The 13,922-nt window shown below is 66.0% G+C and carries 13 protein-coding genes; 7 read left to right on the forward strand and 6 right to left on the reverse strand.

The genetic code is table 11. The features are described 5' to 3' along the window. Positions 1-51: 51 nt before the first annotated feature. Positions 52-1,998 (forward strand): alkaline phosphatase family protein, encoded by a 1,947-nt coding sequence (locus FHS47_RS15480; RefSeq protein ID WP_167029846.1) that lies wholly within the window; start codon positions 52-54, stop codon positions 1,996-1,998. Between the two features lie 109 nt (positions 1,999-2,107). Here the strand turns inward: FHS47_RS15480 and FHS47_RS15485 are convergent, their stop codons facing one another. Continuing rightward, on the reverse strand, positions 2,108-3,541 hold the full coding sequence (locus FHS47_RS15485; protein WP_167029849.1) for a nicotinate phosphoribosyltransferase: 1,434 nt from the start codon (positions 3,539-3,541) through the stop codon (positions 2,108-2,110). A gap of 35 nt (positions 3,542-3,576) precedes the next feature. Next, the gene (locus tag FHS47_RS15490; RefSeq protein ID WP_167029852.1) at positions 3,577-4,278 is read right to left on the reverse strand and encodes a pirin family protein; all 702 of its coding nucleotides are present in this window, start codon (positions 4,276-4,278) and stop codon (positions 3,577-3,579) included. A gap of 167 nt (positions 4,279-4,445) precedes the next feature. Between FHS47_RS15490 and FHS47_RS15495 the strand changes: the two genes are divergently transcribed. After that, entirely contained in the window at positions 4,446-5,441 is a 996-nt protein-coding gene (locus tag FHS47_RS15495) for an LLM class flavin-dependent oxidoreductase (protein WP_167029855.1), read from the forward strand. A 4-nt stretch (positions 5,442-5,445) separates the two neighbouring features. Beyond that, positions 5,446-5,865 carry a putative toxin-antitoxin system toxin component, PIN family gene (locus tag FHS47_RS15500; protein ID WP_167029858.1) on the forward strand — a complete coding sequence of 140 codons (420 nt, stop codon included), beginning with the start codon at positions 5,446-5,448 and terminating at the stop codon, positions 5,863-5,865. 116 nt (positions 5,866-5,981) lie between these two features. Here FHS47_RS15500 and FHS47_RS15505 read toward each other — a convergent pair whose 3' ends face one another. Together FHS47_RS15505 and FHS47_RS15510 are read right to left on the reverse strand one after the other, a co-directional pair. Then, positions 5,982-6,629: a DUF6348 family protein gene (locus FHS47_RS15505; protein WP_167029861.1), complete on the reverse strand. Its 648-nt coding sequence runs from the start codon at positions 6,627-6,629 to the stop codon at positions 5,982-5,984. A 28-nt stretch (positions 6,630-6,657) separates the two neighbouring features. Then, positions 6,658-7,485, reverse strand: a complete 828-nt coding sequence (locus FHS47_RS15510) for a DUF72 domain-containing protein (RefSeq protein WP_167029864.1) — start codon at positions 7,483-7,485, stop codon at positions 6,658-6,660. A 98-nt stretch (positions 7,486-7,583) separates the two neighbouring features. Here FHS47_RS15510 and FHS47_RS15515 point away from each other — a divergent pair, with 98 nt between their 5' ends. Then, a complete protein-coding gene (locus FHS47_RS15515) occupies positions 7,584-8,204 on the forward strand; it encodes a response regulator transcription factor (RefSeq protein WP_167029868.1) in 621 nt (206 codons plus the stop codon). Between the two features lie 12 nt (positions 8,205-8,216). Here FHS47_RS15515 and FHS47_RS15520 read toward each other — a convergent pair whose 3' ends face one another. Both FHS47_RS15520 and FHS47_RS15525 read right to left on the reverse strand, forming a co-directional pair. Next, positions 8,217-8,714, reverse strand: coding sequence for a DUF1269 domain-containing protein (locus FHS47_RS15520; protein WP_167029872.1), 498 nt, complete (start codon positions 8,712-8,714; stop codon positions 8,217-8,219). A 68-nt stretch (positions 8,715-8,782) separates the two neighbouring features. Beyond that, positions 8,783-9,757, reverse strand: coding sequence for a helix-turn-helix domain-containing protein (locus FHS47_RS15525; RefSeq protein WP_167029875.1), 975 nt, complete (start codon positions 9,755-9,757; stop codon positions 8,783-8,785). A 99-nt stretch (positions 9,758-9,856) separates the two neighbouring features. Here FHS47_RS15525 and FHS47_RS15530 point away from each other — a divergent pair, with 99 nt between their 5' ends. From FHS47_RS15530 to FHS47_RS15540, 3 genes are all read left to right on the forward strand, one after another. Continuing rightward, positions 9,857-10,504, forward strand: coding sequence for an HD domain-containing protein (locus FHS47_RS15530; protein ID WP_208382054.1), 648 nt, complete (start codon positions 9,857-9,859; stop codon positions 10,502-10,504). 94 nt (positions 10,505-10,598) lie between these two features. After that, positions 10,599-12,809, forward strand: coding sequence for a TonB-dependent siderophore receptor (locus FHS47_RS15535; RefSeq protein WP_167029877.1), 2,211 nt, complete (start codon positions 10,599-10,601; stop codon positions 12,807-12,809). Between the two features lies 1 nt (position 12,810). Continuing rightward, the gene (locus FHS47_RS15540; RefSeq protein ID WP_167029879.1) at positions 12,811-13,902 is read left to right on the forward strand and encodes a PepSY-associated TM helix domain-containing protein; all 1,092 of its coding nucleotides are present in this window, start codon (positions 12,811-12,813) and stop codon (positions 13,900-13,902) included. Positions 13,903-13,922: the final 20 nt, after the last annotated feature.

The raw sequence follows: 13,922 nt of genomic DNA on the forward strand, positions 1-13,922 counted from the left end.
CCCTGCGAACCTGCCGCGCTCCTTTCTGCGCCGGTCCGCCAGCGAGGTTCCATGTCTTCCGCCTATCCGGCCCCGCGCACCCTCCGTCAGCGCTTCAGGCCCCTGCTCTGGTTCGGCGCCGTCTTCGTCGGCGTCGCCTTTCTCGTCCGTCTGATCCTGCTGATCAAGACGCGCCATGAGGTGCCCGCCGATATCGGCTCGTGGCTGTACCTGTTCGCGGTCGGATTCGGCTACGACGTGGTCACCTTCATCTATTTCGCCTGGCCACTGGTGCTGGTGCTGTGGCTGCTGCCCCGCCGGGCGTACCTTTCGCGCTGGGGCCACCGTGGCGTGTTCGCGCTGTGCGCCGTGCTGGCGTTCGCGGTGCTCTACCTCGGCGCAGCGGAACTCGTGTTCTGGGGGGAGTTCAGCGCGCGCTTCAACTTCATCGCCGTGGACTACCTGGTCTATACGCATGAGGTGGTGGGCAACATCCGCGAGTCCTACCCGATCGCCACGTGGACGGCGCTGCTGCTGGCCGCCGCCTTTGTCGTCATGGTGCTGAGCCGTCGCGTGCTGGCGCCGCGCGACGAGGGCTCGCGCTTCCTGGGACGCACCGCCGTGGTCGGGGGCTGGCTCGTGCTTACCGTGGCGGTAAGCTTCGCCGTCACCGGTGCGATGAAAGACCGTTCAAGCAACAACTACGTGAACGAACTGGCCGGTAACGGCATCTACCAGTTTTTCGCTGCCTTCCGCGAGAACGAACTCGACTACGCGAAGTACTACCCCACCCTGCCCGACGACCAGGCGTTCGCGAACCTGCGCGGCCTGCTGAAGACGCCCGACGCCACGTTCACCAGCAACGACCCGCAGGACATCACGCGCAACATCGTGGCAGACCGCCCCGAGAAAAAGCTCAATGTGGTGCTGATCAGTGTCGAGAGCCTGTCCGGCGACTACGTGGAAGGGCTCGACGTCAGCAAGCACAAACATCTGATGCCGAACCTCGACGCACTGGCGGCGAAGAGCCTGTTCTTCACCGAGCTTTACGCAAACGGCACGCGCACCGTGCGCGGCCTGGAAGCGTTGGCCCTGTCGGTACCGCCGACGCCCGGCGAATCGATCGTGAAGCGTCCGAACAACGAGAACCTCTGGTCGCTCGCCGACGTGTTCAACGCGAAGGGTTACGAGTCCGAGTTCCTCTACGGAGGCTACGGTTACTTCGACAACATGAATCACTTCTTCGCAAGCAACGGCTACACGGCGGTCGACCGCAACGCCATTGCCGACAAGGACATCCATGCGGAGAACGTGTGGGGTGTGGCCGATGAAGACTTGTTCACGCTGGTCATGAAGCGAATGGATGCCGCTTATGCGAAGGGCAAGCCGTACTTCGGCCACGTGATGACCACCTCGAACCACCGGCCTTTCACGTTCCCGGAGGGACGCGTCAAGCTGCCCCAGGGCTCGCGCCGTGCCGCCGTGCAATACACCGACTGGGCGATCGCGGATTTCCTGAAGCGCGCGTCCACGAAGCCGTGGTTCGACGACACGATCTTCGTAATCACCGCCGATCACTGCGCCACCAGCGCGGGCAAGACGAGCCTTCCGGTAGACCGCTACCACATCCCGCTCTTCATCTATTCGCCGAAGCACGTGCAGCCCGGGCGCGTGGATCGCCTGATGAGCCAGATCGATATCCCGCCGACGCTGCTGGGCATGCTCGGTTTCAGCTATACCTCGCGCTTCTATGGTTACGACCTGTTCCGGCTCGAGCCGGGTCGCGAGCGCGCGTTCCTGAGCACGTACCAGGAGCTGGGTTACCTCCACGGCGACCGCCTCACGTCGCTGGTGCCACGCATGCCGGTGAAACAGATGGTGCCCGAACGCAGCACCGGCGATGCCACGCCGGTGGATCATCCGGACCCGGTGGATTCGAAGGACGCCATCACGTACTACCAGACGGCGGCGTACCTGTTCACGCATGGCTTGATGAAGCGCAAGGCCCCGTCGCCCTGAGAACTTCTGTAGGAGCCGCTATAGCGGCGAGGGAAATCTTGCGAGTGTGTCGCGAGGTTTCCTCGCCGCTATAGCGGCTCCTACAGCATCAAGGAATCAAGGCGATGCGTCAGCGTCCTGCCGCCGCCCGTTCTCTCACTTCCGCGAACGTCCAGTCGCGTATCAGCTCGCCGTTTTCCCACACCGTGACCATCGCTTCTTCCCAGCCCGGGTCGATCGCTTCGGCCGGCAGCGACACGGCGTCGTCGGGGAGAGGCACGGTGCGGTAGCTGCCGTACTCGCGGTGGCGCAGCAAGGTCATGCGGCCCCGCTTGGACAGCTTGCCCTGATCCGTCACCGGGTCCTTCCAGACGTCGCGCCAATGCCCGTCGATGCGTGCCGCGGAGCATTTCAGCGCGAACTTCTGCGTGTCTCGCGTGAGTTTCTGAAGTAACGCGCCGCCCATGCCGAACGCGAGGTTGTCTGCCGAGTAGCCGGCGCAGGTGATGCGCTCGAGGATGGCGCGGATGCTTTCCGGGTTGACCCCGTCGCCCTGGATCACCCGCACATGGTTGAGCACGCGGTAGCCCTTGCCGTTCACCGTACTGCCGAAGGCGTCGTTGAGCAGGCTCACGCAACGGTGCACCACCTCCACGGGATCGCCGGAATCCGGGCGAACCACCACCGTGGCGCCGGACGCGATGACTTCGTCGCGAAGCGTCTTGCCCCAGTGCTCGGAAATGGCGTGGAAGATGTCGTAACTGTCCGATACCACCGCGACCAGAGAACCCGGTCGGGCGAACCGCTTCAGCATGTTGCGGTAGGCATCCACCTCGTGCTCCCTGCCCCAGCTGGTGATGGTGCTGTGCTCGGCCGCGGGTATGGAGAAGCCTGCCATCGGCTCGCCGTAATAGGCGCGGGCGGCAAGCACGCCCGACACCGTATCGGTGCCCAGGAAGTTCACCAGGTGGGCCATGCCGCCGAGGCCGGCCGACTCCGCGCTGGACACACCACGCGCACCGAAGTCGTGCAGCTTGAACGGGATCTGCCCGGCGGGGTCGTCGGACGAGCGCTCGAGATAGTGGAGTATCGTGCGTCGCGCCTGCCAGCTGATGCTGGATACCGTCACGGGGTACCAGAGCCGGAGCAGGAGCGTTTCCAGATAGGAAGGAAGCCAGTAGGCCGCGGGATCGGTCGATTCGATGGTCACCAGCGCCTGGTGCGTGGGCACCACGCTTCCCTCGGGAACGGCACGGATGCGCACGGGCAGGCGTCCGCCGTGGGCTTCGACGATGTGCCGCCAGCCCTCTTCGTTGAACGGCTCGCCATGTGCCGCGAAGAAGTCGCGCGCCTCGTCCACGTGCGCGTGGGTGACGGGCTGGCCGAGGCGCGACTTCAGGATTGCCTGCAGGCCGAAGAACACGGTGCTTTCGTAGGTGCCGCCACGCGATTCCACGTAGAAGAACGTGGCATCGGTGCCGGGCGGGTACTGCAGCCAATGACTGGCCTTGTAGCTGTCGGTGTCGAGGATGGGATTGTCGAGGGGAGTGCCGTGGGTCGTCATGACCCACAGCATACCCCCGGCTTACCGCCGCGCCATCAGGCGGCGGTGTCGACCAGCACCAGTTCGGCGTCGGTAGCGGCGGTGACGCGCAGCGTCGTTTCGTCGCGGATCGCCGCACCGTCGCCCTTGCCGAGCGCGATGCCGTTCACTTCGACCGAACCCGCGGCCGGCACCATGTACGCGTAGCGACCCGGGGCGAGCGTGTATTCCACGGTCTCACCGGCCTTCACGCTGGCGCCGAGCACGCGTGCATCGGTACGGATCGGCAGGGCGTCGTCGTCGCCGGCGATGCCGCTGGCGAGGGTCACGAAACGGCCGGAACGCTCGCCCTTCGGAAACGGGCGGGTGCCCCACGACGGTGCCTTGCGTTCGCCGTCCGGAATGATCCAGATCTGGAAGATCCGCGTCGCTTCCGGCTCGGCGTTGTACTCGGCGTGACGGATGCCGGTACCGGCGCTCATCACCTGCACGTCGCCCGCCTCGGTGCGGCCCTTGTTGCCCAGGCTGTCCTCGTGGGTGATCGCGCCTTCGCGAACGTAGGTGATGATCTCCATGTCCGAGTGCGGGTGCGGCGGGAAGCCGGTACCGGCGGCGATGGTGTCGTCGTTCCAGACGCGCAGCGCGCCCCAGCCCATGCGCTTCGGGTCGTGGTAGGAGGCAAACGAAAAGTGGTGCTTGGCATCGAGCCAACCGTGGTTGGCACCGCCCAGGCTCTCGAAACGGCGGACGTCGATCATGTGTTGCTCCCCCGGAGTTACCGGACTGGATGAGTGGATGGGTGTATTTTCCTCCTCTCGTTCGTCCGTGGAGCATCGTTCGCCGGAACGCATTGTTTCCTCCACGCACCGATCCCATGTGGGACGGATCGGCGGTTTTCCGCCACCCCCATCGAAGGTGCTTCCGGATGATTCCATTCTCGGTGCTCGACCTGTCCCCCGTCGTACGCGGCGCCACGCCCGGCGACGCCCTGCGCAATTCGCGCGATCTGGCCATGCATACCGAGGCGCTGGGCTTCCACCGCTACTGGCTGGCCGAGCACCACAACATGACGGGTATCGCCAGCGCGGCCACGGCCGTCGTGATCGGTTACATCGCGGAAGCCACGAAGACGATCCGCGTGGGCTCCGGCGGCATCATGTTGCCCAACCACGCCCCGCTGGTGATCGCCGAGCAGTTTGGCACGCTGGCTTCGCTGTACCCGGGCCGCATCGACCTGGGCCTGGGCCGCGCCCCGGGTACCGACTACGCCACCGCGCGCGCGCTCCGGCGCGACCTTGGGCCCAGCGACGACCGCTTCCCCGACGACGTGCAGGAACTGCAACTCTACCTGGGACCCCAACAACCCGGTCAGACGGTTCGCGCGGTGCCCGGCATGGACACCAACGTGCCCCTCTGGCTGCTTGGCTCCAGCCTTTTCAGTGCGCGGCTCGCGGCGGAACTGGGCCTGCCGTTCGCCTTTGCCTCCCACTTCGCGCCCGATCTCATGATGAAGGCGCTCGAGGTCTACCGCACGATGTTCCGGCCGTCGGACGTGCTTGCGAAGCCGTATGCGATGCTCGGCATCAACGTGGTCGCCGCCGACACCGACGAAGAGGCGCGACGCCTTTTCACCTCGCAGCAGCAGGCCTTCTGGAACCTGCGGCGTGGCGCCCCCGGCCAGTTGCCGCCGCCCGTGAACTCGATGGACGGCGTATGGACGCCGATGGAGAAGGCGCAGGTGGACCATGCGCTCTCGTGCGCCGTGGTCGGTTCGGCGGATACGGTGCGCGAAGGTCTGGCCGCCTTCATCGAACGCACGGTCGCCGACGAACTCATCATAACTGCGCAGGTCTTCGATCACGAAGCACGCAAGCGCTCCTATACCCTCGTCGCCGAACAGCACGCGAAGCTGGCTGCCTGACACGATGCGGGTGGTTCTCGACACCAACGTCTGCCTCGACGCCTTCGTTTTCTCCGACCCGCGCACCGCGGCGCTGGTGGCGGCGATGGCCTCGGGCGAGGTGCAGGCGGTGACGCGCGCGGACTGCCGCGACGAATGGCTGAAGGTGCTGGGCTACCCGCTGTTGAAGCTGGACGATGTGCGGCGCGCGGAAGCGAGCGCGCGGTTCGATGCGCTGGTGGCCGTGTTGCCGGCTACCGAGCCCGCGGCGAAACCCCCGCGCTGCCGCGATCGCGACGACCAGAAGTTCCTGGAACTCGCGGCCGCGTCGGGCGCGGCAGTGCTGTTTTCCCGCGACGCGGAGGTGCTTCGGCTCGGTCGACGCACACAGCGCGAAGGGCTGTTCGCGATCATGAAGCCCGAGGATTGGGCAAAAGTCACGTAAGAGGCATCACGCTGCGCTTTGTGTGGGAGCCGCTTCAGCGGCGATGGGTGCTCACCGCGGCGTGTCCGCTGCCGCGGGATCGCCGCTGAAGCGGCTCCCACAGTTATCGTCGCTGTTCAGTCCGCCGGCACCAGCGCAATGAAATTGCGCAAGCTGTAGTAGCGCTCGTGCTGCGGCCACTCCACCGACGCGATGGCCTTGTGCCCCGCGGCCCACGGCTCGTTGTCCAGGAGCACCTCGATCTGCGTCGTGCCGTTGCCCACGTTGCCGTAGAACACACGAATCCAGTGCACGTCGGCGGTGAGCGGTGCCGTGGCGATGGCTGCCTCGAGTGCGGAAAGGCCATCCTCGGGGATTTCCATCGGTGCGTCCTTCTCGCCGCGCAGCGTGAAGTCGCCGATGTATGCGGTGAACGGGCGCCCGCCGGCCGTCAGTTCGCGCACCACGAGCTTGCGGCCGTTCACGACATGCCAGCACGCGGCGAGCACCACGTGGAAGTCGTTACGCGCGAAACTGTCCAGGGCATCGCGACACCCTTCCTTGCCTGCGCCGATGCCACCGAAGCTTTCCTCGATGGTGCGTTCCTCGTCGAGCACCACATCGATGTCCAGACGGCCCATGCCGCCGTCCTTCCCCGCGTGCCAGATGCCGCGGATGGCCGGAAAGTCTTCGCCCTCTGTCAGCAGCCAGCCCTCATCGGGTTCGAGGGCCACGTTGTTGTCGGCGAAAAGGTCGATGAGGTAGTTCTCGATGAGACGTTCCATGGAGCTTCCGATCGTGGGGAACTTGGGATTATGCGCTGCCAACCAGCTTGGCGAGTGCGACCGCGGCGGCGGGGTTTCGTTCCTTCGCCGCGGAGATGAAATAGATGAAGACGTCCTTCGCTTCGCCGTCCCGGGACACGCCGCCGGTGTGCGGCAGGTCGGCGGGATCGCCGCCTTCCGCCCAGGTATGGGCGCGCGCCGCCCATGTCTTCAGCTGGGAAGCCGGATAGCCAGTGGCCTCGTCGGACTCGCTGCGCATCAGGCGGGCATAGACGAAAGGTCCGGTGAGGTCGGCGAGGGAGGGGTATTTTGGCGAATCGGTGAATACCGTCGCCACGCCGCGCGCCCTGGCAAGTTCCAGCCATCGCTCGTCCATGAAACTCTCGTGCCGTACTTCCACCGCGTGGCGCAGGGCCATGCCGCCATGTTTCTCGGGCAACAGGTCGAGGAAGGCCGCCGCGTCGTCCGGATCGAACTTGCGCGTGGGCATGAATTGCCACAGCAGAGGGCCCAGGCGGTCGCCCAACGCCACCGCGCCGTCGAGGAAGCTGTGCACGCGCGGCCCGGTGCCGGCCAGCGATCGCGCCTGCACGATGAGGCGGGGTGCCTTCACCGAGAAGACGAAGCCTTCCGGGGTCTGTGCCGCCCATTTCTCGTACGTGGACGCGTCGGGCGCGCGGTAATACGTGCCGTTGATCTCGATGGCACCGACCTGCCGGCTCGCGTATTCCAGCTCGCGCTTCTGTACCAGCCCTTCCGGATAGAAAACGCCGCGCCATGGCGGGAATACCCAGCCGCCCATGCCGGTGCGGATGTGCCCGGCAGCCTCGTGGTTTCGAACGCGTTTCGTCGCCATGGTCGCGATGCTCGCAGGGGTCAGGTGGATAGTGTGTACAAGGCGGCCGCCCAAGGTTTGCGCGATACTTCCCATTCCGAGTTTCACGCGCAGTGATCATGCCGCCCATCCGAATCCTGACCGTCGACGACCACCCCTTGCTGAGAGAAGGCATTGCCGCGGTGATCGAGGGGTACGAAGGTCTCGAACTGGTGGGCGAAGCGAGCACCGGCGAGGAAGCCATCGAACGCTATCGCGAGCGCCTGCCCGACCTTACTCTCATGGACCTGCAAATGCCGGGCATGGGGGGCATTGCCGCGATCGAGGCCATACGCTCCGAGTTTCCCGAGGCGAGGATTCTGGTGCTTACCACCTACCGGGGCGATGTCCAGGCCCTGCGTGCCTTTCGCGCGGGAGCACAGGGTTATCTCCTGAAAAGCGAGCTGCGCAAGGACATGCTGGCCACGATCCACCAGATCATGGAAGGCAAGAAGCGCATACCCGAAGAGATCGCCCAGGAGATGGCCGGCCACGCCGACGACGATGAACTCACGCCGCGCGAGACGCAGGTGCTGACCCATGTAGCGCGCGGCGAGGCCAATCGCGACGTGGCAGGCGCCCTGGGCATCGCCGAGGAAACGGTGAAGGCGCACATGAAAAGCATCCTGGCGAAACTGCAGGCCAACGATCGCACCCACGCGGTCGCCATCGCCCTGCGTCGCGGCATCATCGAATTGTAGGAGGAAGCAACCTCACGACAGCGCCGTCGGCTTGTCGAACGGAAGCGGCGTGGCCCCGACGGCCACAATGGCTGCCCCGGCACGATCCGCATCGTCGTCTTCTACATCCACCACCACGAGGATCCGGCCGGCTTCGATCTCGCCTTCGAACTTGCGCCGCACCGGGTCGGGCACGGCGGCGCCCATGAGGGCACTCGACCAGGCGCCCACGGCGGCACCGGCCGCAGCGACGCCAAGAGCGCCGGCGATGGTGATGCCGAGCGGAGGAATGGCCATGGCAACGAGGCCCGCCAACAGGCCGGTGGCGCCCCCCTGGGCCACGCCGCGGACGGCGGCGGGCATGAAATCGCTGTGGTCGTCCTTGCGGTCCTCGGGAATGGCCTCCAGCTCGATGTCGTGCCGGGCGACCAGCGACAGGTCTTCGTCGGGTACGCCCGCCTCGCGGGCGGCGGTCAGGGCGCGGCGGGCCTGGGCCATGTCGGCCGTGCTGTAGACGCGGCGGGTTTTCATCGCGGTTCCTTCGACAGGTTCAAACCCCATGGTTTCCCGCGCGCGGTCGAACCGGAGTGAATGCCTGGTCACAAGCGCGCGTGCGAATGCCGCTTGCGGTAATCCGCCGGTGTGACACCGAAGCGGCGCAGGAACGCGCGGCGCAATCCATTGGCGTTCGCATAGCCAAGGCGGTCGGCCACACGCTTCGGCGTTTCATGGTCCTCTTCCAGCAGCCGGCGGGCCGCATCCACGCGCATGGCCTCGACGAATTCGGCGGGCGTCATGCCCACGTCCTGGCGGAAGATTCGGGCGAAATGACGGGGGCTCAGGCCGACCCGCGCGGCCATCGTCGCCACCGAATGGTTTTCCCCCGGATGCGAGGCCACGTACCGCTGCAGCTCCTGGAGCGCGCTCCGTCCGGCCGGCGCGGACTCGCCATGCCGGCTGAACTGCATCTGCCCGCCGGGACGCCGGTAGAAAACCACCAACTCCGCAGCCACCGCCTTCGCGATGTCGCGTCCGAGGTCCTCCTCCACAAGTGCGATGGCCAGGTCCATGCCGGCAGTGACTCCGGCAGCGGTGCAGACGGCGCCATCGCGCACCACGAAGGCATCGGCTTCCACATGCAGGGAGGGATGCCGTTCCGCGAGCAGCTCCGCCACTTTCCAATGTGTGGTGACACGGCGTCCATCCAGGAGTCCGGTGCGTGCGAAGAGCAGCGCGCCGCTGCATATGGATCCGTAGCGGCGCGACCGCGCGGCCTGACGCTGCAGCCAGGCGACGACGCCGAGGTCCACCGCCGCGTCGGCCAGGGTGGGGGAACCGGCCACCAGCAGGGTATCCAGTCGCTCGAATTCCTGGCGGATCGTGGTGTCGGGAAGGAAGCGCATACCGGAGGACGCCATGATCGCCAATGGCGCCGTGCCGACGGTCACGACGCGGTAGACCTCGCGGCCGCTCTGCCGGTTGGCTTCGGCGAAGACATCCGCAGGGCCGGATACGTCCAGCATCTGGACGCCGGGCGGGGCAAGGATGGCAACGGTGGACAGAGGCGTCCGCATGTCGCGCAAGATGGCAGTAATTGATACTTTGCGTCAAATAACGCCATAGGGCAGGCGGGATTCAATGGCAGCACCCAACGTCACCGCACGGTCACCACCATGAACATCATCGAACAAGTCGCCGGCATCGCCATTCCCGACAGCGCCCTTGCCCGAGAAATCACCGAACTCGTCAGGGATACCGAAAGCGACCTCCTGTACCACCACTCCCGTCGCGTTTACTTTTTCGCCGCCTTGACCGGCCAGTCCAAAGGGCTCGGATACGACCCCGAGCTCCTCTATGCCGCGGCGATGTTCCACGACATGGGCCTCACTCCGGCGCATTCGAGCAAGGACAGGCGCTTTGAAGTGGACGGCGCCGATACGGCACGGGATTTCCTGCGCCGCAAGGGGATATCCGAGGCGGAGGTGGACACGGTATGGACGGCCATCGCCCTGCACACCACGCCGAACATTCCCCAGTACATGAAGCCGGAAATCGCGCTTCTGACGGCGGGGGTGGAGATGGACGTGCTCGGCCTGGGTTTCGAGGACGTCCAGGACGCCGATCGCGAGAAGGTCGCACAGGCGCACCCGCGCGGCCCTTCCTTCAAGCAGGACATCGTCGGAGCTTTCTACGACGGTATTCGCAACAAGCCGGCGACCACTTTCGGCAACGTCAAGGCGGACGTGATGGCGCACAAGGACCCGCAGTTCAGGCGCACCGACTTCGTGCAGTGCATTCTGCACAACCACTGGCCGACCTGACGCGGCCTTCCCGCGTGAAGGCATGACGTATTTGATCTGATAATCATTCGCACTTACGATAGCGGCCTTTGCCCAGGTTCAAGGCCGCTATCCAATGTGTTCCCGTCCCACCGCTCTCGCCCTGGCTATCGCCGGCATCGTTTCCATGGGGCCAGCCTTCGGACAGGACGCGCCGCCGCGCACCGCGGAGCTCGAAGGGGTGAAGGTGGTCGGTGACTGGCTCGGCGACGCCGCCAGGAACACCGTGGTGGACCATCCGGGCGCCCGCACAGTGGTGCGCCGCGAGGAACTGCGCGAGGCCGGCGCCACCAACCTCCGCGACGCCCTGCGCCGCATTCCGGGCGTGCAGGTGCAGGAGAGCAACGGTACGGGCGGCAGCGACGTCTCCCTGAACGTGGGCGTGCGTGGGCTCACATCGCGCCTCTCGCCGCGTTCCACCATCCTGCTCGATGGCGTGCCCATCGCCGTGGCGCCGTACGGGCAACCGCAGGTTTCCATGGCGCCGGTGGGCCTCGGCAACATCGAGGCCGTGGACGTGGTACGCGGCGGCGGTTCTGTGCGCTATGGGCCGCAGAACGTGGGCGGCATCATCAACTTCGTGACGCGCGAGATTCCGGAAACCTTCGGTGGTAGCGCCGGCGTGCAGTTCCAGGGAGCCGAGCATGGCGGCATTCGCACCAACACGAACGCGTTCCTCGGGGGCACCGCGAGCAACGGCCTCGGCGTGGCGCTCCTCTACAACGGTCTGCACGGCCCCGGCTTCCGCGAGCACGAAGACAACGAGAGCATCGATGATGTGATGCTCAAGGCGAAGTACGCCATCACCAGCGAAGACACGCTCACCGGCAGCATTCACCACTACGACGGGCAAGCCGGCATGCCCGGCGGTCTGACCCAGGCCGACTACGACGCCGATCCGTTCCAGTCGCGCCGCCCGTTCGACGACTTCCACGGCCGTCGCACCGACTACGTGCTGAAGTACAGCCATGTGGACGATCGCCGCAGCTTCGAAGTGCAGTCGTATTACTCGGACAGCTTCCGCGGAAGCCACATCGAAACGATCACGCAAGGCGCGAACGGCAGCTACACGCACCAGTTGAATGCCTATCCGCGCAACTATCACGTTTTCGCCATCGAACCGCGCTACTCGCAGCTGTTCGACTGGGGGCAGGTGACCCACGAGATCGGCGTGGGCTACCGCTATACCAGCGAGGCGATGCACGAGCGCACGCTGCGCAACAACAAGTTCGTGTCCAACCTGCCCTACACGCCTTACGACAGCTTCCCGTACGACGGGCCGTATGTCCTGTCGGGCAACAACACCGGAAGCAACGAGGCGCATGCGGTCTACGTGGACGACACCATCAATGCGGGCAACTGGACCATCACGCCCGGCATCCGCTACGAGCGGATCGACAGCGAATGGCAGGCGCATCCCGGCAAGACGGTGGTGGTGAAGGGACCGACGGAGCGCCAGAAGTCGTATTCGAAACCGCTGCCGTCGCTCAACGTGATCTACCACGTCACGGACGCGCTGAGGCTCTATGCGAATGCGGAAACCTCGTTCGGTTCGCTGCAATATTTCCAGATCGGGCAGAAGGATTCGACCAACCAGTTTGCCGCCGGGCTGAAGCCGGAGACGGCGCGCACCTATGAGATCGGCACACGTTACGACACGAAAGCCTGGGGCGGCGAAGTCACGCTGTTCCGGATCAACTTCGACCACGAATTGCAGCTGGTAGGCAAACTGCCGGGCGTGCCCGACTCGTACGACGGCTGGACGACGCTCGGCGCCACGACGCACAAGGGTGTGGAATCGGCGGCGCATGTGGACCTCGGGGCGTTCAGCGACGCACTGCAGGGTTTCACGCTCTGGGGCACCGCCACCTACACCCACGCGTTCTACCGCCATGGCTCGTTCGAAGGCCGCGACCTTCCGTTCTATTCCCGGCGAACGGCCAATCTCGGCCTGCGTTATGGCGTGGCGGCGTGGACCTTCAACCTCGATGCGTTTTCCCAGTCGCGCCAGCATTCGCCTGGCTCGCCGAGCTTCGATCCCGCGCGCCCCACGGAGTACGTGACCGAGCCCTCGCCCGAAGGCGATCTCGGCGACATTCCGGGGTGGACCACGTGGAATGCCCGTGCCGAATACGCCTTCGGCCCCTCCCTGTCGAACCTGCGCCTCGGCGTGGGCGTGAAGAACCTCGCCGACCAGCGGTATTTCACCCGTTCAACCGACAACAACGACGGCATCTACGTGGGCATGCCCCGCACCTGGTTCGTCCAGGCCTCCGTGGACTTCTGACATGAGCCCACGGCCGCGCCGCGTACGTACCGCACTCAAGACGCTGCACCTTTGGCTCGGCCTCAGCCTGGGTATCGTGCTTGCGCTGGTGGCCCTTACCGGCAGCGTGCTGCTCTGGGAGGCGCCGCTGTTCCGCGCGGCGCATCCGGAACTGGCGGCTCGCCCGCTGCCGGATCTGGCCACGCAGGGCCGGGCGTTGCAGGCGATTGTCGCCTCGGCCGACGGCGCGAAGGCGCGCGGCTTCTCGTTCCCCGATGCCGAACTGCCGGTCTGGGAAGCCCTGGAACGCGGCGGCGATCGCAGCTACTTCGATGCGCAGACCGGTCGCCTGCTCGTCCATCGGAGCAAGTCCGGCGACGTGTTGCTTACCCTGCTCGACTGGCACACGCACCTCCTTTCGGGCGCCGTGGGCGAAACCGTGCTCGGCTTGGTGGCATGCGCAGGACTTTTCATGCTCCTCTCCGGCGTGTGGTTGTACTGGCCGGGCCGCCAGCGCGCACTGAAACACCTGAAACCGCACGCGAATCCGCCCGTACTGCGCTGGGCGAGCCTGCATCGTTTCATCGGCGTGGCCGCCCTGCCCTTGCTCGTCGTGATGATCGGCACCGGCACGACCATGGCGTATCGCGGCGCGGTACGCAGCGGCCTCGCCGCCGCGTTCGGCGAAGCGCCGCCAGCTCGCCCGCCGAAGACGCCGGCGACGCAAGCGGCGGTCGACTGGCCCGCGGTGCTCCTCGCCGCACATGCCGCCGCACCCGACGCCGAACTGACACGCCTGACCTTGCCTGCGAAGGGCAGCGGCACACTCGTGCTGCGCATCCGCCGCCCCGGCGAATGGAACCTCGCCGGCCGCAGTTCGTTGTGGATCGATCCCGCGACGGCCACCGTCATCGGCGGCGACGACGCGACGAAGCTCGGCCCAGGCAGCCGCCTCGCCAACGCGCTGTTTCCGATCCACTCCGCGGCGGTGGGTGGCTTGGCGTGGCGCATCGCGGCCTGTGTGACCGGCGTGCTGCCTGCCTTCCTGCTGGTCACCGGCTTCCTGTTCTGGCGAGCGCGCACGCGCAGACGTTCGTCGACTGCCATGCAATAGCCACAAACGCGTCCTTTGAC

The sequence above is a fragment of the Luteibacter sp. SG786 genome, from assembly GCF_011759605.1.
In the GTDB taxonomy this organism is placed as follows: Bacteria; Pseudomonadota; Gammaproteobacteria; order Xanthomonadales; family Rhodanobacteraceae; genus Luteibacter.